Consider the following 22,396-nt stretch of genomic DNA (forward strand, 5'->3'; position numbering starts at 1 on the left):
ATCAACGCGGATAGCGGCAGGTGGCGAAGCTGGTTCAGCTGTCATGGCAAATCCCTCCAGAGTGGTTAGTAGCAAACCGACTCTGATCTCCCACAGGCCGCTGTCCACCACTCATCATGGGATCTTTTTCGCGGCCATGCTGGTCGCTGTGCGGTGTGCCTTCAGATAGGTCGCATCGATCATTTCCGTCTTTTTCTCGCCGTGTTCGGCGGCCAGCCCGGCCATCATCCGCGCGAAGATACCTTTTTCGCTCCAACGCTTCCACCGGCTGTAGAGCGTTTTGTGCGGCCCGTAGGCGTCGGGGGCATCTCGCCAGCGCAACCCATTGCGATTGATGAAGATAATCCCGCTCAGCACCCGTTTGTCATCGGCCCGAGGCTTGCCATGCGGCTTCGGGAAAAAGGGGGTGAGCTTGGCCATCTGCTCGTCGGTCAGCCAGAAAAGATCGCTCATGTCACAGCTCCATTTTCGACCGATGAATCACGCCGCCATACGGAAATCAATGGGTCCTGACCCTAGCTAAAAGATCTCAATCGTGCAGAAAACTCTTGCAAAAACGGGGCTGTCCACAAATGGCAATACCGATGGAACAATAGCCGACCACTGGTTTATGTGAAGGGGCGATAGTCCTCTGGCGGCGAAATCCACCAGACTTGACTATACCTCAGGCGATGGTGATGAGCGTGCGCTTATCCTGCCTATTGCGGAGTTCTAGCTGGTAAGCCCACAAAGCAAAGCAAAGCCAGAACCCGTAGAAAGCTAGCCAGACAGACAGCATAACCGCGCCGGATATCGGACCCAAAGCGGCACGCGCGAAGAACTGATCCAGACCAGTCACAGGGGTGGGGTGGATCGTCAACTTGCCGCAATAGGCCAGAAGCTGGATCCCGAAAACCCAAGCATAGCTCTTGCGAAGACGCCGTCCAATTGCGCGCGAAAGGCTGATGTGGAACTTCGGATGATCGTAGTCGTCGGCAAGCAGCGTGCTCCAGCCTCCACCCTTTCCCAAGCCGGAACCGCGCAACATCGGCGCATAAAAATCAGTTTCCATCAGCCGGGCCCGAGCCCGCCACACGTTGAAATAGCGGTAGCGCCGTGCTTCCTGGACCAGGAAGACGCTGACAAGCAGACCGACAATGAGCAGCGGCAAGGCAGTTGCATTGGGGCTACCAAAGGCAATGGACAGGGCAACACCGGTCAGCACGACTGCCCAGTTGGTAGTGGTATCAAGGCGTGTGCGCCAGATTGTGCTCCGATACACCTCCCCCCTGTAAAGATGCGCCAACGCGCCAATTTCAGCAGGCGTGAACTCAATTTCTGCAGCGTTGGCCGATTCCAGTGCGCTTGTCTGGGCTGCGTTCCAAAGTTTACTCTGTTTCGCCATGTTCATGGAAATGAACGCTCCTGCTTGGTGCCGGGTGGACGATCTCGCGAAAGGGTCTGAAAGCGGCAGCCTACGAAGTTGAGCCAAATGACATTACTCCGCGGCGACCTTGATCACCGGTTTCATCCGCTCCAGCACCGATGTGCTCCCTCGGCCCTGCCAAGTTGATCGGACTCCGCTTCTCGGATAAGGGGGCGCCATGACGATACCCACCTCGATGCCACGCCTGAAGGGCTTTCGTTTTCCCCGTGAAGTCGTCGCTTACAATGGATTCGCTTCATTGTCGTCTCCTTGATCATGCGGTTCATTCGCTTGACCTGACCATTGGTCCGAGGCGGTTTGGCTTGGTCAGCCTTTGCTCGATCCCATTTGCCTCGCAGATCATGTTGAACCGCATCTGCCGAGAATAAGGGGTGTTGCGATTGTGAGCCTGCTCGGCGAACGGCTTCGGCCGTTCGCTTTCCTAGACTGGTCATGCCTCGATAACATACCAACTATGGTACAGAAGCTGATTTTTCCGAATTCTGCACAATGCATGAGCTGGTACGATGTGCATCCAAACCAGACATCCATAACTCGAGAACGAATAGACATCTTTTAGCTGACCAGGACTCCTTTGCACCGGAAGCCAAGGTGATTGGTTGCAGAGCATGCATCCTGGGGGGCCCGTGCGGAGGGCCGGTATCTTTTGCAGTAGTCAGGGCTGCAGAGGTAGGATCCGCCTTTGATCGTAACAGGCTTATGCCCTGCATTCTGCCGTCTATTTGCGGCACAGCAGGCAGGACGGTCATGGCGGCCTTTGTAAATATCCTTAGTCCACTCCCAAACGTTGCCTAGCATATTGCAGGTGCCATAGCCGCTGGGGCCGAACGCGCTAACCGGGGCAGTTCCCTCAAAGCCGTCCTCTTCGGAATTGCGCCAGGGAAATTCTCCTTGCCATGTATTTGCCCGGTGCTCTCCGTCGGATACCAGGTCCTCTCCCCATGGGAACGGCGTGTTGCTTCCACCCCGCGCCGCGACTTCCCATTCTGCCTCGGCGGGCAATTCGCAGTGCTTCCAAAGGCAATAGGCCAATGCGTCGGCCTGAGATACTTGAACCACAGGGTGGTCTTCACGTCCTTTCAGATTACTGGCCGGGCCTTCGGGATGCTTCCAGCAGGCGCCCGGGACAAAACTCCACCACCTGCTTGCATCATGCAGGGGAACCGGACCATTGGGTTTGGTGAATACCATTGATCCCGGCACGAGAAGCCCTGGAGCCGTCCCCGGATAATCTTCCGCAGACAACGTTTTTTCTGCCGTGGTTAGATATCCGGTCGCCTCAACAAACTCCGCAAACTCCTGATTTGTCGTAGCAAGTCTTGCGATAAGGAAGTCCGGTAGATCAACAGTGACCTCTGGCTTTTCCTCAGGGTAGTCATGGTTGGAGCCGATCCAGTACCGGCCTCCCGGAACCAGAACAAACCTGGAATCTCTTTGAAACATCGGTGCGTCTTTCCTCTAGGGGCGCAACTGCAGCGGAATTGTGTGCGGGCTCAAAAGTTCCAACTTTCAGAGACGGCAGGGACAACCCGCTGTGCTGCCCGCCCGCTAAGTTTGCTCAGCCAGACGGGCCCGCAATTTATCGACGCCGCCATAGTTCCAGGCGTTATAGGAATCGCCGTGCCGCAGGTAGCGGTCCCCGGTGACCGTATGGGGGTTATCGTCCCAAGTGAAATACTTGCCTTGCTCCAGCGCATTCCGCAGGAAGCGGCGGGTCTCCTGACTTTTGACGATCTTGGCCCGCAGCACGTCTAGATCGCCCCAGGCTGCGTCGGCCAGTTCTCGGATTTCGGCTTCGGTATCCTCGTATCCGGGGCGTCCCGCCAGGTTATCAAGCTCGTTCGGGTCAGTTGCCAGATCATACATTAGCGGCTCCAGCTGCGAGGAGTAGATGTATTTGTAGGAGTCATGCTTGACCATCATGACCGGCTCAGGCACGCCTTCGCAGGTCATCTCGCTATAGATGGTGTTGTTCCTACGCTCAGTGCTGTCGCCCCTCACCAACGGCATCAGGCTGTATCCATCTAGCGGATCTAGGGGTGTTACGGTCTTTTCCGGATCAGCGATTTCAAGGCACGTCGGCATAATATCGACCAGCGAGACATTGTCTTGAATGCGCTTTTGCGCAATGCCGGGGCCGCTCATGATCAGCGGGATGTTCACTGAATTCTCAAAAAATGCTTTCTTAAACCACATCCCTCTTTCCCCCAACATTTCGCCGTGGTCAGAGGTTAAAAGAATGACGGTATCATCCGTCATGCCGACGCTATCGAGTGTTTCCAGAACCTGACCAATGAGCTCATCCACAAAGGTCATTGAGCCGTAGTAGGCCCTGCGGGCATTCCGGACGAGTTGCGGATCTTGGTCAGAATCTCTCAGATTGTAATGCTTGTAGTTCCGCTTGCTGTGTTCATCGAGCTCATCCCATTCAAACTTTCCAACTGCAGGCAGCTCGATATCGATATCTTCATACATATCCCAGTGACGCTGCGTGCACAGGAAAGGCTCGTGCGGGTGGGTAAACGAAGCAACCAGGAAGAAGGGACGCTCGTCTTCGGACCGGGCATAATCGTAGATTTTCTGAACCGCACAATTGGCGGCTTCCACATCATAGTCCATCTGGACTGTCCGCGGTACCGGCCCTGCCTTCTCCAATGCTTCCTGTGCGTCAGTGGCAAAATCGTCATCTTCACCGTCCCAAAGAGGCATCGTCAGGAAATCGGCGGAATAAAGCTCAGGCGTTAGCCGCTCTTCAAAGCCATGCAGCTGGTCGGGGCCGATGAAATGCATCTTGCCGCTAAGGCAGGTTTGATAGCCACTGTAGCGCAGATAATGCGCCATAGTAGGCAGCGACGCCTTGAATTCGGCGGCGTTGTCATAGCCTTCGACCCGGCTCGCGAGGCGGCCGCACATCATCGAGAATCTGGAGGGGGCGCATACCGGAAAGTTCGTGTACGCGTTTTCAAACACAACGCCCGAATTGGCCAGCCGGTCAATATTAGGCGTGATAGCTGTTCTGCCGCCGTAAGCTTTTAAAGCCGAAGCAGCTTGCTGATCGATCATCAGCATCAGAATGTTCTTCTTGGATGTCATAGTCATTTTCCGGAATGAAATTTTGTGGCTCTGAGGGCCGGAGAGCATTGCCAGCAAGCGCAGGTGCGCTGAACGCGCATCTGCAACTCTTTGGTTAGTTGCCGCAAAGCTCTGCGGTGGTCATGCGGGGCAATTCATCCGTGGTCATCCCGTGCTTGGCCAGGATTGCAAGATGCTCATCCGTGCCAATGAACCCGGTCAGCACCTTATTAAACTCGGCGACGAAATCCGCATCCGATTGGCGGAACGCGAAGGCTCCATGCGGCATAGCAAGTTCCCCTGCAACATCTGAAAATGTCGGTACCATCTCCAGGGCACTTTCCCGAGCCGCCTTAACCACTTCTCTGGATCCGGGAACAGAAAGTGCAAATACTTGCGCACGTCCGGCCCGCAGCGAGGCGACAGCAGTAGCTGTATCAGGAACCTTTACGATGTTTGCGTCCTTCACCCCGCTTTTCGTGGCATAGTCAACTTGCGCGGACCCGGAGATAGCCGCAATTTTCAGGCCTTTTTCTGCGACAGTATCGTAGTTAACAACCTCGTGAGGATTGCCCGCAGGAACAATCAGCGACTGTTTGATGCCAAAAGTAGGTTCGGAAAACTGCACTGCAGCGCAGCGCTTTGGTGTTACGAACATACCCGCGGCCACAAGATCAAAGCGATCAGCCTTGACGCCTGGAATGAGGGCTCCCCAGTCAATCGCTGAAGCTGAGGCCACTTCAATGCCCATCTTTCCAGCAACGGATTTCAGCGTGTCCACATCCGTGCCGGTAAGGTCACCGTTTTCATCCACATAGGCATATGGCTTGAAATTGAAGAACGCCACGCGCAGGCCTTCAGCTTGAACCCGGTCCGACAGCTCTCCGGCATTGAGCACCGAAGCGAACGAAGCGAACGAAGCGAACGAAGCAGCGGTTGCAAAACTTGCGGCACAGGTAATCAGTTTTCTGCGCAGTGTGTTGATAGGCATGTTCTATCTCCCTGTTTTATATTTCGCGCAGCGGGAACAGCCGCTAGCGTGAGGCCGCGCTGAGCGGTTCCCGCTGCGCAACTGGCCGAAGGTGAATGCTGCGGGTTCCGGGCGCTGCCCATTGCAGCCGCTCAATCGCAAAATACTATATTATCGATAGTCGATGATCGTCTATTGTGTCAATGGAAAATTCACTGCTACTCTATGGCAACCGCTGTTTTGCTCAGGTGCTTGAAGCAGTTGCCTGTGGCCGAAAACCGTGAAGAACGAAGGAATGGCTGCGATGCAGGATTAACTGTAGCTGTGATCATGGCTTGTGCCGCAAACACGATAGCTGCTGTAAGGAACATGAAAGGAAGTTCTGTGCTGAAGGCAGAATCAATTACCGGCCAGGGCGATGTTACATTCCTGGCCTACAAGCACCTAAAGCAGCAAATCATGACTGGTGCGCTACCCGCGGGGGAGCCGGTGAAAATCAGCACAGTCATGAGAGATCTGGAGCTGAGCACTGCGCCAGTGCGTGAAGCCATCCGCATGCTGGCCTCCGAGGGCCTGATGGAATTGCGCCCCAGGCGCAGCCCGGTTGTTGCACCGCTGGATCTGTCAGAACTGGCTGACACCGCAACCATCCGCATGGCATTGGAACCCTTTCTACTAAAGCTTGCTTGCCTGAACCACACTGAACAGAGCCTGAACCGCTGCCGGGACATCATCCGGCAGGACCAAGAGGCAAAGGATTTTGCCGATAAGGTGGAATTCAACCGCCAGTTTCATCTTGCATTGCTGGCCCCGTGCGGGCGGCCAAGGGTGCTAAACCTCCTGGCGGAACAGTATGAAACGATGAACCGGTTTAACCAGATGTTCGTTTTTCAGTTGGACAAGGCAAACCAGAACCTAGCTGTGGAAGCCCATCTTGAAATTCTTAACGCGATGGAGGGCGGTGATACGGGGCGTGCGTCTGATTTGCTGTTGCTCCACATCACGTCTGCAACAAAGCGTATTGAGACTCAGCTGAAGCCAATTCTAGCATAGCCTCCCTTCAGTGCGATCAAAGCAACCTTCCATCTTCCGGCGGGCAGGAGCATATCCGACCGGGGTATTGCCAAGTTGTTGGCGTCAGCTTGTGAAGCTTGGCAATACCCACTGGTGGCATTCGCCTTTGGCTTGGTCACACCGCGCTCAAGAGCCCTTTTGAACCTTTACCAACATTCACTGTTGCAGGGAGGTAAATAATATATTATCTAGCATCATCCCCTAAGAATGGCCCTGAGGAGAAATATATGTCAATGAACTGTGTGCCTTTTATTGGAGGGGTCTGGCTCCATTCGGCAAAACGGGAAATCCGCGAAAACTCGTCACCAGCATCCGGCGAAGCCATTGGAACATACGTTTGTGCGACATGTGAGGACGCAGACAAGGCCGCACAGATTGCTGCCGCGGCCTTTGACTCCTGGTCAACGCGCACGTCTAGTCAGCGGGCGTTGACGCTGGGCGCTATCGCCCAACGGGTGCAAAGTGCCCATGAGGAGGTTTCCAAGCTGATTACTGCCGAACAGGGCAAGCCACTGGCAGAAGCGCGTAGGGAAATGGACGGTGTGGTTGAGATGTTTGAGCATTTCGCCTCAGTTGCGGAAACCATGACGTTCCGCTACCAGCGCCCCGACAAGGGCGCTAACCGCACTATCGACATGATCCCGGTCGGGCCGGTGATCATCATCACTACCTGGAATTTCCCGGTGGAGACCGCCGCGGTGCATTTGGCTCCAGCACTGGCAGCGGGCTGTACCGCGGTGGTGATCGCCAATAACTCCACCCCGGCCTCAGTCGCTCGGTTGATCGCTATCATGCATGAGGCAGGCCTGCCAGCAGGAGCGGTGAACCTGTTGATGGGTTCGTCTGCAATGCTGTCGAAGACACTTATAAAACACCCAGCTACCCGCCATCTGTCTTATACCGGCTCGGTCCGCGTGGGCCGTCAGCTGGCGGCGCAATGCGGCGAAGAGATCATGCGCTGCACACTGGAGCTGGGTGGCAACGCGCCAGCCATTGTGTTGCCCGGTGTGGAAGTGGAGGCAGCGGCCAAGGCGCTGATTTCCAAACGGTTCTGGAATGCAGGCCAGGTCTGTACCGCGCCCAACCGGATCTTTGTGAACCGTGCCCAGCATGATGCGTTCGCTGAAGCAGCGGGCGACTATGTGCGCAATTTGGTGCTGGGAGACGGTGCTGAAGAAGCCACGACTATTGGACCTCTGGCCACGTCCGAGCGAGTGGCAGCAATGCAGCGGATTACAGAGGATGCATTGGCCAAAGGTGCAACTTCCATCGTAAACGACGCTGCTCCGCAAAAGGCGGGCAACTGGGTGCCGCCCAAGGTCTTTACCAACGTGCCTTGGGACGCTCTGGGCCTGCGCGAGGAGATCTTTGGCCCGATCGCCTGTATCACTCCATATGACGATCTGGAAGACGTGATCACCGAAGCCAACAACAGCGATCTGGCGCTATCGGGCTATGTTTACGGCCCCGATCAAGTCGAGGCCGAAGCCGTGGCCGCGCGCCTGCAGGTCGGCAGCGTTGCCGTGAACCAGCTCACCACTGCGTACATCGACGTACCCTTTGGCGGCATCAAGCGGAGCGGCCTTGGCTGCGTCGGCGGCGAGGCCGCAGTGCGGGAGTATCTCTTCCCCCGGCTTACGGCGTCTGCCCATTAGACCGGAAACTCCCCAACTGAAAAGGGCGCCCGGAGGGGCGCCCTCTTTTTTGGAGTGCGCCCCTCGGGCTGGACCGATCAGGCAGCGTTTTTTGACCGGGTCGCGGCGTTTCTTTCTTCGAACTGGTTGGGGCTCAGATATCCGAGCGCTGAATGCAATCTGGTGGCGTTGTAGACGTTGTCGATGAAGTTTGGCAAATCGGCGGCGACGTCATCGAAGGTTTCGTATTCGGTCACGTAGACCGCCTCTACTTTCAGCGTTTTCATGAAGCTTTCGGCTTGTGCATTGTCATATGGATTTGCCCGTCGGCTCATGGACCCGAAGAAGCCGTGTCGCTTAAGGATGCGGCGATGCCGGGAAGCAGCATATTGGGCGCCCCTGTTGGTATGGAAAACACAACCGGGCAGCGGGCGCCGGGATGAGATTGCGGCATTCAACGCCGCTGCAGTGAGGCGCGTATCGATGTTGCGACCCAGCCCATAGCCCACGACCTTGCGAGACCAGGCGTCCAGAATGACGGCCAGATAGACGAAGCCGGTGCTGATCGCGACGTAGGTGATGTCCCCGACCCAGAGTTGATCCGGGCCATGCACCTCAAAACCATTCGCAACATTGGGGTAAATCGGACTATCATGGCTGCTGTTGGTCGTGGCAACATACCGGCGTTTTCGCTTGGGGTTCAATCCGTTCTCCCGCATGATCCGGCGCACCTTCTTTGAGTTCACGACATGCCCGCGGTGGCGCAGTTCGGCAGTTACACGACGATATCCATAGTTGCGGCAGGTTTCCGTGATCGACCTGATGACGCCGATGATCGGATCTTCCGCGACCGGATCGGGAGCGGCGTAAAAACTGGAACGCGGCAGATCCATCAGCTCGCACCCTTGTCTGATCGAGAGGCCATCGGGCCGGTGATCACGGATGTAGGCGCGTTTCTCTGCGATCGTGCGTGCGTCCGAGCCGTTTTCAAAAACTCGATTTCGAGGGCCTGGCGACCGACAAGCCGTTCGAGGGCCGCAATTCGTGTTTCATATTCGGGGAGCAACTCCTCTTCGATGGCGTCATCATCGAACTCGCCGCGCTCATATTTGTCGATCCAGATCGGGATCAACGTGCGGCAGATATCATGCTTCTGACTGGATGTCCGGTAACAGCTCGAGTTGCGTCGTCGTCATCTTGCGCGGCATGGGCCAACCTCCGAATCTCGTGTTCAGAGTCCGATGCCGCGTCATCGTGTGATGGAGAGCCGGATTTATTGAGCGGAATACAAGCGGCATCGAAAACCAGCCCCGCGAGGGCTCTTAGAGTCCCAAGGCCCATATGCGCAGAACCAGAACGGCAGCAGGAAGCACATGCTGCCCGGCCAAACATCCATATGCAAACTTCCAGAAGCCGGTCAGACCGGCGGCCGGTGAGATTGCAGCGAAACACTGCATCGCCGGGCTTGTCGACCACAGAATGCACATAGACCGATCTGTCGAACCAGGGATGCCACGGATAAAGAACCTCGCGCCGGTCGGTAACGTGGGTGTTCTGACGTTCAGTTATACAACAACATCAGGCTGCACTCCTCGCTGGGGAACAGAACACCCAGGCAAGCGCGAAACCGACGACTACCAAAATCAGACCCGCAAACTCTTGTCATGAGCGAGGGACCAGTGGGGGCACGTCATCTGCAGAAACTTCGTGGAGCAACGCATGGCTTCAGACTGCGCTACGGCCGCTATACAGGCTTTCAACAGCAGATGATATTGCGTACTGATAGACCAGATCTGAATGGGGTCTATTGTCTGAACTATCGCACATTCCGCATGATCTGTTCGATCTCGGCTGGGTTCAAGACGCGCCCGGAGGAGACGACCTTTTCGTCAATCACAAGGCCAGGCGCAGACATGATAACATAACCCGCAATGGCGACAATGTCGGTGACCTTCTCGATTTCCGCATCAATCCCGGCCTTTTGTGCGGCCGCTTTCGCATTGTCCCCCAAGGCCACACATTTCTTGCAACCGGACTCCAGAATTTTGATAATCATCATCTCTCTCCGCTTCAAACAAGCAAGTAGGCGGTAATGTTGAAAAAGTAACCGATCACGACAATACCAGCCGTAAAGATCCCAACGAATATGACCAGCAAAGGCAGCTTCACAACGCGTTTGAGCATGATCATCGACGGCAGTGACAACGCTGTCACCGACATCATGAAGGCCGGAGCGGTGCCTACGCCGACACCTTTGCAACCAGCGCTTCCGCGATCGGCAGCGTGCCAAAAATGTCAGCATACATCGGAATGCCCGCCAGGGTGGCGGCAAAAAACGGACCACCAATTGTCTCCTGGCCCAAGACTGCGGCAATCAATGTCTCGGGGATCCAGTTGTGGATGGCCGCACCAACGCCAACACCAATCAGCACGAAAAGCCAGATCCGGTGTACGATTTCAAGAACCTGTTTCACGCGCATAGATCAGGCGTTCCCGGCGGTTGATTTTGCCGTCATTGTCATGATCGCTGACCGGGCTTTCGAAAACGAACGCCTCTACCTGAATTTCAAGCCCCAGGCGTCCAATCAGTGTGCCCCCCCAGAACTGCCAGGATCAGCCCCACGGCAACGTAGCTCAGTGCGATCGACCAGTTAAAGATACTGGCCAGCAGGATCACCGACGCCGGATCAACCAGCGGGGATGAGATCAGGAACGAAAACGTCTCAGCCAGCGGCAGTCCTGCACTGGTGAAACCTATGAACAAAGGGATGGACGAGCAGGAACAGAAAGGGGTAAGCGTTCCCAAAAGCGCCGCGAGAGTGTTTGCGCCCAGCCCCTGTCTTTGACCCAGAATGCGGCGGGTTCGTTCCGGCGGAAAGTAGCTTTGGACGTAGGAAATAGAGAAAATTAGCACCGCCAGCAGGATGAAGATCTTGATAACGTCGTAAATAAAGAAATGAACACTGGCGGCGGTCCGGGTTGTCATATCCAGACCCAGACCTTCCTGCAGCAGCCGCGTAACGAGGTCCGACAGCCACTCCATGCGCAGCAGCTGATCATTCAGCCATGTAAACAACTCTTTCAATTGGCAGCTTCCTCCTGAGCCCAAATGAACTCTCTCTGCGGATGGCAAAAACTCTGCAGTTCACCTGCAGCAGCCAGTTTCACGCCTAACAGGATCATTTGTTCGAAATTGCAGATTCCAGCGCCAGTTTGGCCATGCAAAGCTTGTAACACTGGTCAAATTCCGGACAGGCTGTGCAGTCATCCCATTCAGCTATGTTTGCGTGAATGCTTCTTTGTGATCGGGCTAGCCCGGAGCTGTCCACCTCAAATGTAAAGACCTTTCCCTGCATGTTGTCGTTCACAGCGAAATGCAGGCTGTCGTGAAACATCGTGCCATAGCAATGCTTGTGTTCTTTCATGGAATTGGCCTCTTCTCTTTCTGCCGCCTGAAAAGCATGCGTCCAAAGGCGGCGCGGGTTATCTGAACAGTTTTGAGCCACTTCTTTAATGAGTTTACTGCTCGGTTATACTGCGGCCCGCCGGTTTTCCAAAGACCGATGTCCCGACCGGAGCTTTCCGGCTCTGCGGAAAAACCTTGCAGGCAGGCTGGTAAACTTGAAGGCCGCGTTCGCGGTTAGTCTAAAGGCCAGTGCGGCAGACCTTGTTATGATGGCGCCGCCAGCTAATTGGTATCCGGTGTGCTTCACGGACATGGAAAAGGACTTTCCCATGGCAAAATCCGGTCAAGCCTGCCTGCGGTTTCTTGGGGCTGCGGACACTGTAACAGGCTCGCGGTATCTGGTGACAGCCGGGCCGCGGCGGATTCTAGTCGATTGCGGATTGTTTCAGGGATACAAGCAGCTGCGGCTGCGCAACCGCAGGCCCTTTCCGGTGCGCCCCCGCAATATCGACACGGTACTGTTGACCCATGCGCATCTGGACCATTCCGGCTACATCTCCGCGCTGATCCGGAGTGGATTTGGCGGCCGGGTGCTGTGCACCCCTTCAACAACCGAGCTGTGCTCGCTGCTTCTGCCCGACAGCGGCCATCTTCAGGAGGAAGAGGCCAAGTACGCCCGCCGCAAAAAATACTCGGACCACGCCCGGCCGCGCCCGCTGTACACGCTGAAGGACGCCAAGGCTACGCTTAGGCGCTTTGACAATGTTCCTTTTTCGCAGCCTGCCGACCTTGGCGACGGGATCTCATCCGAATTCATCCCTGCCGGGCATTTGCTGGGTGCCGCACAAATCCGGCTGCGCATTGCGGGGACATGCCTGCATTTCACCGGCGACCTGGGTCGCGGCTCCGACCCCTTGATGCGCCCGCCCGCGCCTTTCGAAGGGGCGGATATCCTGGTTTGTGAATCCACCTATGGAAACCGCAGGCACGAAACGGTGGATCCGGAAGGCGCGTTGACGACGATCATCCGCCGTGTGGCTGCGCGCGGCGGCACAATCCTGATCCCGGCCTTCGCCGTGGGCCGCAGCCAGGGGCTGATGTATCATATTGCCCGCCTGCGCAACCGGGGCGATATTCCGGATATCCCGGTTTTTCTCGACAGCCCGATGGCCACAAATGCAACTGAAATCTATCACCGGCATCATGACGAACATCAGGCAACTGCCGAAGATTGCAGGGCAATGTTCGAGGTCGCCAGACGGGTGCGCAGCGTTGAGGAGTCCAAACGGCTAGGCACCAATCCTTTCCCGAAAATCATCATTTCCGCCAGCGGCATGCTGACCGGCGGCCGGATTCTGCACCATGTTGCCAGCTATGGCGGCGACCGCCGCAATGCAATTCTGCTGTCAGGGTTTCAGGCTGCGGGCACCCGGGGTGCAGCTCTGGAAGCGGGCGCGCGCCGCTTGCGTATTTTCGGCCGGGATGTCCAAATCAGCGCCGAGGTGATCCCGCTGGGATCATTGTCGGGCCATGCCGATGCGGATGAGGTCCTGCGCTGGCTTGGGGCCGCGCCTGCTGCGCCGCGCATGACCTATCTGACCCACGGCGAACCGGAGGCAACAGATACTCTGCGGTTCCGGGTTGCACATGAACTGGGCTGGAAGGCGCGGGTTCCGGAACATCTGGAGACCATCCGCCTGGACCACCCGCGATGAAGAGCAATAGCCACAGACTGCGGCTGATGCCGGCAGGGATAGACACCTACAGCCACCCGGTTGTCTATATGCATGCCGATTGCCACGTCTGTCAGGCCGAGGGGTTCCGGGCGCTCACACGGGTGCGTATCGACTGTGGCCGCAAGTGGGTTATCGCCACGCTGAATGTGGTGACCGGCGGGGGCTGGCTGCCGCCCGATGCCGCTGCGCTGTCGGACGCGGCATGGCTGGCCCTGCAGCCGGGGCCCGGCGCGTGGGGACGGCTGTCGCACCCGGAACCGCCCGCAGCCGCGTCTTTCATTCGTGCCAAGGTTTACGGCGAACGCCTTGTGCAGGCGCAGTTCAGCACTATCATCGGAGATGCGCTGGCCCGCAGGCTGTCGGATCTGGATCTTGCCGCCTTTGTGACCGCCTGTGCCGGCGACCGGCTGGACTTTGAGGAAACCATTGCCCTGACACGAGCCATGCAGGCCGCAGGCAAAAGCCTGAACTGGGGCAAGGATATGGTTCTGGACAAGCATTGCGTCGGCGGACTGCCCGGCAACCGGACCACGCCGATTGTGGTGGCGATTGTTGCAGCAGCCGGGCATATCATCCCGAAAACCTCCAGCCGGGCCATCACATCCCCTGCCGGAACCGCAGATGTCATGGAGGTCATGGCACCGGTGGGTCTGGATCTGACGGCAATGCGCCGGGTGGTCGAGGCTCAGGGCGGTTGCGTTGTCTGGGGCGGCGGTCTGCACCTCAGCCCGGCCGATGACGTCATGATCCGCATCGAACGGCCGTTGGACTTTGACAGCGACGGACAGCTTGCGGCGAGCGTATTGTCTAAAAAAGCCGCCGCCGGCACGGACCGGGTGATTATCGATATTCCTGTAGGGGCGACTGCCAAGGTCCGTTCACCTGCTGCCGCTTCCGCCCTGTCGGCACGCTTGAACGCCGTCGCCGCAGCAATCGGTCTAGAGCTGAAGATCCATATCAGCGACGGCAGCCAGCCGGTGGGACAGGGGATTGGTCCCGCACTGGAAGCGGCCGATGTGCTGAAGGTTCTGCGCCGTGACCCGGATGCACCGGCGGATCTGCGGGAACGGGCGCTGACCCTCGCCGGGCTCCTGCTCGAGCTGGGAGGCGCCGCCGGAACTGGTTCCGAGACCGCCGCACAATTGCTGGATTATGGCGCCGCCGAACAGCGCTTTATGGCGATTTGCGAAGCACAGGGCGGGTTCACTGAACCGGAAACCGCCGCACACCGGGTCCAGGTGGCAGCCCAGGACAGCGGAATGGTCACCGCGATCGACAACCGCCTGATCTCCCGGATCGCCAAGCTTGCAGGTGCACCGCAGCGTGCCCGCGCCGGGGTTCTGCTGCTGGCCCTCCCAGGTGACAGAATACAGCGCGGCGATCCTCTGTTTGAAATCCACTCTGAAACCCCGGGAGAACTGGCCTATGCCCAGGATTATGCCGCGCGCCAGCCTGGCCCGTTCAGCATCGCGGAGCTGTCATGAAGCCTGTTCTTGCCCCGTTTCCCGCCATGCTGCCTATGGCGGGCCGTCTTGCGCCAATTCTGGGCACCCGCATCGTTCCGATCGGCTGGCGGCATTTCCCCGATGGTGAAAGCCTGATTACTCTGAACGGGGACGTTGCGGGTTGCGATCTGGCTATCCTGTGTACTCTGCAGGACCCCGACCGGCACATGCTGCCGCTGCGCTTTGCGGCTGCCACTGCACGGGAAATGGGAGCAGACAGCATCGGGCTGATTGCGCCCTACCTTGGCTATATGCGCCAGGACAAGCGTTTTGCTGCCGGGCAGGCCGTCAGCGCGCCGCTGTTTGCAGCCTGCCTTGCAGAAAGTTTTGACTGGCTGGTCACAGCTGACCCGCACCTGCACCGGATCCCGGATCTGGCGGCACTGTTTCCCATTCCCGCGCGGCGGGTGGTTACCGCCCCGGCGCTTGCCGAATGGATCGCCCTGAACATCCGCGACCCTTTCCTGATTGGCCCGGACGAAGAAAGCCAACAATGGGTGGCCCAGGTTGCAGCACTGGCAGGCTGCCCCTGGGAAGTGCTCCGCAAACACCGAAGCGGCGACCGGGAGGTGGAGGTCAGCGCCCCATCCGGGGCGGCATTGAGGGCAGGTACTGCGGTCATTCTGGATGACATCGCCTCCTCTGGCCGCACATTGGTCAAGACCATCCAACGCCTGGGGCCTGCGCGGGGCAGCCCGCCGGTCTGCGTGGTGATACATGCAGTCTTTGCCACCGGGGCGCATGCCGGAATTCTTGCAGCAGGCGCCCGTCGGATCGTCACAACCGACAGCATCCCCCATGAAAGCAACGGAATCAGCATCGCACCGTTGCTGGCCGAAGCCATATGCAGCCTGCCTGAGACCGGCGGGACAAACCTGGGAAAAGGGAAAACCTAGAACCGCGCCGGAGTTGACCTAGCGCAATGCGTCTGACGCTGGAGTTTGGGATGTTGGCAGCATGTGGTGGTGTAATGGAAAATAACCGCAAGAACAAACCGGACCGAGCCGGACCGAAGTGGCAATCCCCTCTGGCGCAGGCGCTGATCTGGGTCGCCTTGTTTGGCACCCTGATGTTTTGGCTGCGGGAATCTTCGGGTGACAGTATCCAATCCATTCCTTACAGCGAAGTAAAGGAGATGATCCAGAGCGGTGGCGTCACTCACGTTTTATTGGAAGAGAACGCCATCACCGTCGTTGGAAATTTGCCGAATGGAACCGATCCACTGCGCGCCGTTATCCCGCCCCAGGGCGATCCCGGTCTGCTGCCGCTGCTTGAATCCCGAAAGATCGAAGTAACCGCGAAACCGCCGCAGAGTTTTTCGGTCTGGTCCTATATTCTGCCCTGGGTTTTGATCCTCGGGGTTTATCTCTGGTTTCAGCGGCGGATGTTCGGCCAGATCGGTGGCGGAATGGGCGCAGGGGGACCGGGCGGGATATTCAGCGGCCGGTTTGCGAAACCAAGCGAAACCCGCTCGCACACGACCTTCGACGATGTTGCAGGCCAGGACCAGGCCAAACGCGAAGTGGCTGAACTGGTTGAATTCCTGCGCGAACCCGACCGGTTCAGCAAGGTCGGCGCCGAAGTGCCACATGGGGTGTTGCTGATGGGCCCGCCCGGCACCGGCAAGACCCTGCTGGCCAAAGCGCTTGCCGGCGAGGCCGATGTGCCGTTCTTCTCAACTTCCGGGTCGGAGTTCATCGAGGTCTTTGTAGGTGTTGGCGCCGGCCGGGTGCGCAAGATGTTCGAAGCTGCGCGCAAGGCCGCTCCTGCGGTGATTTTCATCGATGAGCTGGACAGCATCGGCCGTACCCGCGGCACCGGACTGGGTGGCGGTCACGATGAGCGCGAGCAGACCCTGAACCAGATCCTCGCCGAGCTTGACGGGTTTGAGGGCAAAGAGGCGGTGGTGGTGCTGGCCGCAACCAATCGGCCGGATGTGCTGGACCCCGCGCTGCTGCGCCCCGGCCGTTTCGATCGCCACGTCACCCTGAACTTGCCGGACCTGCCTGCCCGCCGCGCCATTCTTGACATCCACGCCCGCAATCTTCCGCTCGGCACCTCTGAGGATCTCGTCACCATCGCCGAGGGAACCCCCGGATTTTCCGGCGCTGATTTGAAAAACCTGCTGAACGAGGCCGCAATCAATGCAGCGCGGCGGCATGGCGCAAGCATCACCCGCGCCGATCTCCAGGAAGCCCGCGACAAGGTGATGATGGGGACAGTCCGGACCCTGGCCCTGCAGCCGGGAGAGCGCCACCGTCTGGCTGTGCATGAAGCCGGCCACACTGCTGCGGCCTTTTTCACCCCCGAAGCTGATCCGCTGTACAAGGTGACCATCATTCCGCGCGGCCGCAGCCTGGGCGGCACCCACATGCTGAGCCGCGAAGAGCACCACACCTTGCCGGAAGACTACCTGCGCGCGCAGCTGGTGATCCTGCTGGCCGGCCGCGCGGCTGAAAAGCTGTTGACCGGCACCGTCAGCTCCGGCGCGGATGACGACATTAAGCGCGCAACCGCGCTTGCCCGGTCCATGGTCGCACGCTGGGGCATGACAGAAGAGCTTGGCCCGATCGACCTGCGGCAGACCGAGGACCACCCCTTCCTCGGGCAAGCCATCGCCCAGCCGCGGGAGCACGCCGACGAGACAGCTGCGCAGGTGGATCAGGCTGTGATGAAACTGCTGAAATCAGCCGAGGCGGCGGCCACAGAGCTTCTTCAAGCTCATCAAGACGGCATCAGTCTTCTGATACATGAACTGGAAGCCAAGGAGACGCTAAGCTTTGAGGAAATCGAGACCTGCCTGTCCTCGGGCAGCAAGGTCCGGCCGATTGGCCCGCCAGCCTGTGACAACACGCCAGAGGCCGGCAGCCGTTAACCGGGAACTGAATTAGAAGGGTGCACATCTCCCGGAACCGGGTCTGACTTAACGCAAAGACCGAAATCAGTTGCCGTGGCATGCCGATTGCATTCACGAATGCGTTCAATTGCTCTCCTTGATTCCAGCCGTTTTACGGCGGGTACCCTCAACCGAAATTAGACTGCAGAAAGGCAAGCGCACTCTGCCATGTGGTTCACTCGCTGGGTGGTGCTGCCTTCTACAAGAGCCCCAAGTGAAGAACCCAGGCCGCGGCGGCCTGTCACGATCAGATCGGCTCCGCAGGCTTTTGCGCAACTGATGATATTGTCAGCCGGATCACCGGCTTCAAGATGCGTTTCGGCAATGGCTTGATTGCAGGATTCCGCAACAGCGCGCCCCGCATCGAGGATTTTTTGCCCGGCAGTCTGCACTTCCTCCGCCGATGGCATCGTCGTGGCTGCATGATAGCCCCCGACGCGAATGCAACGGTCTGAGGTTGCGGTGTATGCACAAGGTGCACTTCCGAACCGTATTTCTGAGCGAGATCACACGCCAAGCGCAGTGTGTTTTCCGAGGGTTCGGAGCCAACAAGCCCAACAACGATTTATATGAGGACAGTTTTGTCAAGAGAGCCGCAGGTTTTCGTCGCCCGCTTACCGCGGGCGCTGACGTGTTTACCAAGTGGACGGATCGATCATTGCGTGACGATCATGCGGGACTGTCCGCATCAACTTATATCCGGTAGCTCCGTGACGGCTGACCACAATCTTGCATTCACGCGAACGGATCGGGGACGGGTTCACACTTTTTGCCGGCGACCTCAATGAGCGCCAATCGTTGACACGACGCCCGTAATCCCGCCCTCAGACCCCTGGCCGGAGGTCTGAAGCTCTGGTGTTTCTCAACTCCCTTTCGGTGACAATCGCGCGCCCTCGGGCAGGACACCTGTTTCCACGTAACGCCACAACACGATGGCGAGCTTGCGCGCCAGCGCGATCAGCATGATCCGGCGCATGCGTCCACCTTGGCCTTGGGTGCGTGAGACGTACCAACGCGCCAGGGTGCTGTCCGGCTGATATTTGAGCCAGAGCCAGGCAATCTCGATCAGAATGCGCCGCGCCCACACGTTCCCCGCCTCGGAGATGCCTTGGCATTTGGTCACCGACCCACTGTCATATGCGCTTGGCGTCAGCCCAAGATAAGACGCCAAATGTCGACGGGATGCGAAAGTGCGCGCGAAGACTTCACGGGCGAGAATGGCGGAGGCCGCCCCGCCAATTTCATGCAGCTGTTCAAGATCCTGACGTTTCTGTCCGACTGCCGGATGTTGCGCATCGGCTGCGTCCCGTTCTTTCTCGACCAACCGCAGCTGGTATTCGACCATGACCAGTCGGGCATATTCTTGTTGCAATTCAGCGAGACGGCGCGGAGGGATGTGATGTCCTTCTGCAGTTCGGAGTTGAGGAAATCAACACGTGTCCGGCGTAGGCGCGGTTCTACCTCGCGAATACCCTGCGCAAACAACAACCCCTTGATTCGATTGACGTGGACTGTCCGCTCATGAATGAGTCTGTCTCGTTCGCGGTGGGAACGGCGCGCGTCCTCCTCTTCAATGTGAGAATCCGCACCTGGGCGCAGACATGGCGCTCGCCGCGATCCAGTGCCGCGAGTGCCCTGAGCATTGCCAACGCGTCAATTCGGTCCGTCTTGACCCGCCGAGCGCGTCTGTTGACCTGCAAGCTTACCGGGTCAAGCACCCGAACATCAAAACCCTCGGACTGCAGGAACCGGGCAAGCCAGAACCCGTCATGGCCTGCCTCAAAACAAACAACCATGCGTTCCGGGCCACGGGTTCGCACGAGTCGTGCAATCAGTCCCGTAGTGTCGCCACCTGCAAGGCGGTGGATCGACGGCTTGTCCCTGTCTGGGTGCGCTATCCCGATGACCCAGCTGCGCCTGCTCAGTTCGATTGCCACGTAAATCGCTTTCTCAGTGTCCTGGTTCTGATCCATGGTATGTGCTCTCCGCATCAAGTTAACGCGGTCAGCCTATCCAAGAGCCACAGCCGCCCTCATAGGATCTTTTTGAAACATATTCACCTCCTATGAACGATAGGGCCGCTGCACAGCCGGTATGGATGTCTTGCCCTGCGGATATGGAATCGGGCGGACCAGTTGCAGCCATGACGGGGCGTTCATTCCGCCTCAGCATCGCGGCTTTGCAACGATTTCAGGTAGGCGATCAAACTGCCAAGAGATTGGGGAACCATCATCGGCTGGCTGTTTGGCAAGGCGAGGGCAACATACTGGTCCTCATCCAAAGTGGGACCGAAAACCGGCATATCACCATGGGCGGTAATCGGCTGGCGGCCGTCAATTTGCCTGGCAACTGTTCCGGCAGGGAACGTGCCGTTGTTACGCTCCGCGAGATGCGTCAGATCCGGCGGCGTAAGGGCCATCATCTCGGCCATCGGTCCTTGGCTCGCCCCATCCTTTCCGTGGCACTCCGCACAAAAGTACAAGTAAAGGTCCCGCCCCTCCTCAACGCCTGTATCCTGCGCCCGAACAGGACCAGCTGCGATCGCCAATATTATTGCCAGCCGCATCAGCATGGGTGTTCTCCTTTGATTACAATTGCAAGACAGGGCCAACGCCGGTGCTGCTTTGGTCCGGCATCGGCACAAGCGTTCGCTGCAAGTGGCCCGATAATAGCTGCATTTCGAAGCTGCAGGATTGATTCAAAGCAAGGCAGGCTGCCTTGGATCAGAATAGGCTTCATGGATGTTGAAAAAGTCCGGGCGCTTGGCCATGAAAAATTCCATAGGCGCAATACTCGCCACCGCAGCCGTTTTGCTTGCAGCCGCCGCAGTCTACCTGTTCGTGTCCGGAAACGGATCGGAACTGCCGGCCGGTTTCGTTCAGGGTAATGGCCAGATCGAAACCGAACAGGTTGAAATCGCACCCGCCAAGGCCGGCCGGGTCGCACGGGTACTGGCAGCAGAGGGCAGCCTGGTCGCGGCGGGTGATGTTCTGGTGGAAATGGACACTGATGAGCTGTCGGCGGCGCATGACCGTGCCAAGGCCGAAGCCGCATTAGCGCGCCAGACCAAGGCCGAAGCAGAGGCGCTGGTCGTCCAGCGCCAGAGCGAACACCGCCGGGCAGAGCATGACCTGGACCGCGCAACCGCTCTGCTGACTGGCCACAACATCTCCGAAACTGTTTTTGAGGAACGCGATACCGCGCATCAGGTCGCTGAGGCGGTGCTGGGTGCGACGCAGGCGCGGGTTGCAACTGCTGACGCCCGGATCGCGGCGGCTGAGGCAGAAGTCCGCCGGATTGCCACGCAGATCGAGGACAGCACCCTCACCGCTCCGATGTCCGGGCGCGTGCTGTACCGGCCCGCTAAGCCGGACTCCTGCCCATCGGCGCCGAAGTCCGCATCGTGCTTGATGCCCTGCCGGGCTATGCCATCCCCGCAACGGTCACATTCGTTTCGCCGGAAGCCCAGTCACACCCAAGCAGGTGGAAACGCTGAGTGAGCGGGAGGAGCTGGTCTTCCGCATCCGCGTCCGTATTCCGGAACATCTGGTGGCCGAGCGGATCGAACATGTGAAGACCGGCCTCCGCGGCATTGCCGTGATCAGGCTTGACCTAGACAGTGCGCGGTCCGAAGCGCTGGGGCGGCGCATTCCAGCTGAGCTGTTCGAATGACTGCCGGGGCTGCCCTCTTAGAATTCCGCGTCGCGGACGTCACGCATCGCTATCGCAAGCATGTCGCATTGGATGCGCTTTCGCTGGACTTGCCTGCCGGCCGGCTTGTCGGTTTCATTGGGCCGGATTGCGTTGGAAAGTCGACACTCCTTGGCCTGATCACCGGCGCCAAGAAACTGCAGGCCGGTTCGATAGATGTCCTCGGAAGGCCAATCAGCGACCCCACGCACCGGCACCGCATTTGCCCCGAGATTGCTTTCATGCCCCAGGGACTGGGTCGTAATCTCTATTCGGAACTGTCGGTGCGCGAAAACCTCGAGTTCTTCTCGCGTCTCTTCGGGCAAGGGCAGGAGGAACGCGAAACCCGAGTTGCGGCGCTGCTGTCCGCAACAGGGCTTACGCCCTTCGCAGACCGGCTGATGGGCAGACTTTCCGGCGGCATGAAGCAGAAGCTGGGGCTTTGCTGCGCCCTGATCCATGACCCTAGGGTCAGGATGCATTGATTTCCGCCGCACTGCATGATTCACGGCTCGGAAAATGGAGCTGTGACATGAGCGATCTTTTCTGGCTGACCGACGAGCAGATGGCCAAGCTCACCCCCTTTTTCCCGAAGCCGCATGGCACAAGCCTCGGGCCGATGACAAACGGGTGCTGAGCGGGATTATCTTCATCAATCGCAATGGGTTGCGCTGGCGAGATGCCCCCGACGCCTACGGGCCGCACAAAACGCTCTACAGCCGGTTGAAGCGTTGGAGCGAGAAAGGTATCTTCGCGCGGATGATGGCCGGGCTGGCCGCCGAACACGGCGAGAAAAAGACGGTAATGATCGATGCGACCTATCTGAAGGCACACCGCACAGCGATCAGCATGGCCGCGAAAAAGATCCCATGATGAGTGGTGGACAGCGGCCTGTGGGAGATCAGAGTCGGTTTGCTACTAACCACTCTGGAGGGATTTGCCATGACAGCTGAACCAGCTTCGCCACCTGCCGCTATCCGCGTTGAT

The 22,396-nt window shown here is 58.3% G+C and carries 21 protein-coding genes and 4 pseudogenes; 10 read left to right on the forward strand and 15 right to left on the reverse strand.

The features are described 5' to 3' along the window. Positions 1 to 123: 123 nt before the first annotated feature. The 5 genes and pseudogenes from AC0KW6_RS21135 to ehuB form a co-directional block, all read right to left on the reverse strand. Positions 124 to 453 (reverse strand): annotated as a pseudogene (locus tag AC0KW6_RS21135) (transposase); the annotation flags it as partial. Between the two features lie 211 nt (positions 454 to 664). After that, a complete protein-coding gene (locus tag AC0KW6_RS21140) occupies positions 665 to 1,390 on the reverse strand; it encodes a DUF2270 domain-containing protein (protein ID WP_474035997.1) in 726 nt (241 codons plus the stop codon). Positions 1,391 to 1,981: 591 nt separating this feature from the next. After that, on the reverse strand, positions 1,982 to 2,869 hold the full coding sequence (locus AC0KW6_RS21145; RefSeq protein ID WP_474035998.1) for a formylglycine-generating enzyme family protein: 888 nt from the start codon (positions 2,867 to 2,869) through the stop codon (positions 1,982 to 1,984). 105 nt (positions 2,870 to 2,974) lie between these two features. After that, complete coding sequence (gene betC / locus AC0KW6_RS21150; protein ID WP_474035999.1) at positions 2,975 to 4,519, reverse strand: choline-sulfatase; 1,545 nt, start codon at positions 4,517 to 4,519, stop codon at positions 2,975 to 2,977. Between the two features lie 94 nt (positions 4,520 to 4,613). Then, entirely contained in the window at positions 4,614 to 5,489 is an 876-nt protein-coding gene (gene ehuB / locus AC0KW6_RS21155) for an ectoine/hydroxyectoine ABC transporter substrate-binding protein EhuB (protein ID WP_474036000.1), read from the reverse strand. Between the two features lie 204 nt (positions 5,490 to 5,693). Here ehuB and AC0KW6_RS21160 point away from each other — a divergent pair, with 204 nt between their 5' ends. Both AC0KW6_RS21160 and AC0KW6_RS21165 read left to right on the forward strand, forming a co-directional pair. Beyond that, on the forward strand, positions 5,694 to 6,521 hold the full coding sequence (locus AC0KW6_RS21160) for a GntR family transcriptional regulator (RefSeq protein WP_474036001.1): 828 nt from the start codon (positions 5,694 to 5,696) through the stop codon (positions 6,519 to 6,521). 254 nt (positions 6,522 to 6,775) lie between these two features. After that, positions 6,776 to 8,197, forward strand: a complete 1,422-nt coding sequence (locus AC0KW6_RS21165) for an aldehyde dehydrogenase family protein (protein ID WP_474036018.1) — start codon at positions 6,776 to 6,778, stop codon at positions 8,195 to 8,197. Between the two features lie 77 nt (positions 8,198 to 8,274). Here the strand turns inward: AC0KW6_RS21165 and AC0KW6_RS21170 are convergent, their stop codons facing one another. From AC0KW6_RS21170 to AC0KW6_RS21200, 7 genes are all read right to left on the reverse strand, one after another. Next, complete coding sequence (locus tag AC0KW6_RS21170) at positions 8,275 to 9,141, reverse strand: IS3 family transposase (RefSeq protein WP_474036019.1); 867 nt, start codon at positions 9,139 to 9,141, stop codon at positions 8,275 to 8,277. Beyond that, entirely contained in the window at positions 9,069 to 9,308 is a 240-nt protein-coding gene (locus AC0KW6_RS21175) for a hypothetical protein (protein ID WP_474036002.1), read from the reverse strand. The genes AC0KW6_RS21170 and AC0KW6_RS21175 overlap by 73 nt, the downstream gene beginning before the upstream one ends. 684 nt (positions 9,309 to 9,992) lie before the next feature. Further along, positions 9,993 to 10,235 carry a thioredoxin family protein gene (locus AC0KW6_RS21180; RefSeq protein WP_474036003.1) on the reverse strand — a complete coding sequence of 81 codons (243 nt, stop codon included), beginning with the start codon at positions 10,233 to 10,235 and terminating at the stop codon, positions 9,993 to 9,995. Positions 10,236 to 10,246: 11 nt separating this feature from the next. Beyond that, positions 10,247 to 10,399, reverse strand: a complete 153-nt coding sequence (locus tag AC0KW6_RS21185) for a hypothetical protein (protein WP_474036004.1) — start codon at positions 10,397 to 10,399, stop codon at positions 10,247 to 10,249. 17 nt (positions 10,400 to 10,416) lie between these two features. Further along, complete coding sequence (locus AC0KW6_RS21190; RefSeq protein WP_474036005.1) at positions 10,417 to 10,656, reverse strand: permease; 240 nt, start codon at positions 10,654 to 10,656, stop codon at positions 10,417 to 10,419. Between the two features lie 86 nt (positions 10,657 to 10,742). Further along, the gene (locus tag AC0KW6_RS21195) at positions 10,743 to 11,261 is read right to left on the reverse strand and encodes a permease (RefSeq protein WP_474036007.1); all 519 of its coding nucleotides are present in this window, start codon (positions 11,259 to 11,261) and stop codon (positions 10,743 to 10,745) included. A 94-nt stretch (positions 11,262 to 11,355) separates the two neighbouring features. Beyond that, a complete protein-coding gene (locus AC0KW6_RS21200) occupies positions 11,356 to 11,601 on the reverse strand; it encodes a hypothetical protein (protein WP_474036009.1) in 246 nt (81 codons plus the stop codon). Between the two features lie 310 nt (positions 11,602 to 11,911). On the opposite strand from AC0KW6_RS21200, the gene AC0KW6_RS21205 reads away from it, so the two are divergent. The 4 genes from AC0KW6_RS21205 (at position 11,912) to ftsH (ending at position 17,698) form a co-directional block, all read left to right on the forward strand. Further along, positions 11,912 to 13,297 carry an MBL fold metallo-hydrolase RNA specificity domain-containing protein gene (locus AC0KW6_RS21205; RefSeq protein ID WP_474036010.1) on the forward strand — a complete coding sequence of 462 codons (1,386 nt, stop codon included), beginning with the start codon at positions 11,912 to 11,914 and terminating at the stop codon, positions 13,295 to 13,297. Further along, on the forward strand, positions 13,294 to 14,802 hold the full coding sequence (locus AC0KW6_RS21210; protein ID WP_474036011.1) for a thymidine phosphorylase family protein: 1,509 nt from the start codon (positions 13,294 to 13,296) through the stop codon (positions 14,800 to 14,802). The genes AC0KW6_RS21205 and AC0KW6_RS21210 overlap by 4 nt, the downstream gene beginning before the upstream one ends. After that, positions 14,799 to 15,719, forward strand: coding sequence for a ribose-phosphate diphosphokinase (locus AC0KW6_RS21215; RefSeq protein WP_474036012.1), 921 nt, complete (start codon positions 14,799 to 14,801; stop codon positions 15,717 to 15,719). The genes AC0KW6_RS21210 and AC0KW6_RS21215 overlap by 4 nt, the downstream gene beginning before the upstream one ends. 74 nt (positions 15,720 to 15,793) lie before the next feature. Continuing rightward, a complete protein-coding gene (gene ftsH / locus AC0KW6_RS21220; protein ID WP_474036013.1) occupies positions 15,794 to 17,698 on the forward strand; it encodes an ATP-dependent zinc metalloprotease FtsH in 1,905 nt (634 codons plus the stop codon). A 158-nt stretch (positions 17,699 to 17,856) separates the two neighbouring features. Here ftsH and AC0KW6_RS21225 read toward each other — a convergent pair whose 3' ends face one another. The 3 genes and pseudogenes from AC0KW6_RS21225 to AC0KW6_RS21235 form a co-directional block, all read right to left on the reverse strand. Further along, complete coding sequence (locus AC0KW6_RS21225) at positions 17,857 to 18,129, reverse strand: universal stress protein (RefSeq protein ID WP_474036014.1); 273 nt, start codon at positions 18,127 to 18,129, stop codon at positions 17,857 to 17,859. 452 nt (positions 18,130 to 18,581) lie between these two features. Continuing rightward, a pseudogene (locus AC0KW6_RS21230) lies at positions 18,582 to 19,692 on the reverse strand (IS110 family RNA-guided transposase). A 182-nt stretch (positions 19,693 to 19,874) separates the two neighbouring features. After that, positions 19,875 to 20,291 (reverse strand): c-type cytochrome, encoded by a 417-nt coding sequence (locus AC0KW6_RS21235; RefSeq protein ID WP_474036015.1) that lies wholly within the window; start codon positions 20,289 to 20,291, stop codon positions 19,875 to 19,877. 196 nt (positions 20,292 to 20,487) lie between these two features. On the opposite strand from AC0KW6_RS21235, the gene AC0KW6_RS21240 reads away from it, so the two are divergent. From AC0KW6_RS21240 to AC0KW6_RS21255, 4 genes and pseudogenes are all read left to right on the forward strand, one after another. Next, entirely contained in the window at positions 20,488 to 21,219 is a 732-nt protein-coding gene (locus AC0KW6_RS21240; protein WP_474036016.1) for an HlyD family secretion protein, read from the forward strand. After that, positions 21,203 to 21,391: a hypothetical protein gene (locus AC0KW6_RS21245; protein WP_474036017.1), complete on the forward strand. Its 189-nt coding sequence runs from the start codon at positions 21,203 to 21,205 to the stop codon at positions 21,389 to 21,391. The genes AC0KW6_RS21240 and AC0KW6_RS21245 overlap by 17 nt, the downstream gene beginning before the upstream one ends. Beyond that, positions 21,388 to 21,876 (forward strand): annotated as a pseudogene (locus AC0KW6_RS21250) (ATP-binding cassette domain-containing protein); the annotation flags it as partial. The gene AC0KW6_RS21245 and the pseudogene AC0KW6_RS21250, both read left to right, overlap by 4 nt. A gap of 65 nt (positions 21,877 to 21,941) precedes the next feature. Beyond that, positions 21,942 to 22,273: pseudogene (locus AC0KW6_RS21255) on the forward strand (transposase); the annotation flags it as partial. Positions 22,274 to 22,396 lie beyond the last annotated feature (123 nt).

Source organism: Leisingera sp. SA215, from assembly GCF_055902035.1.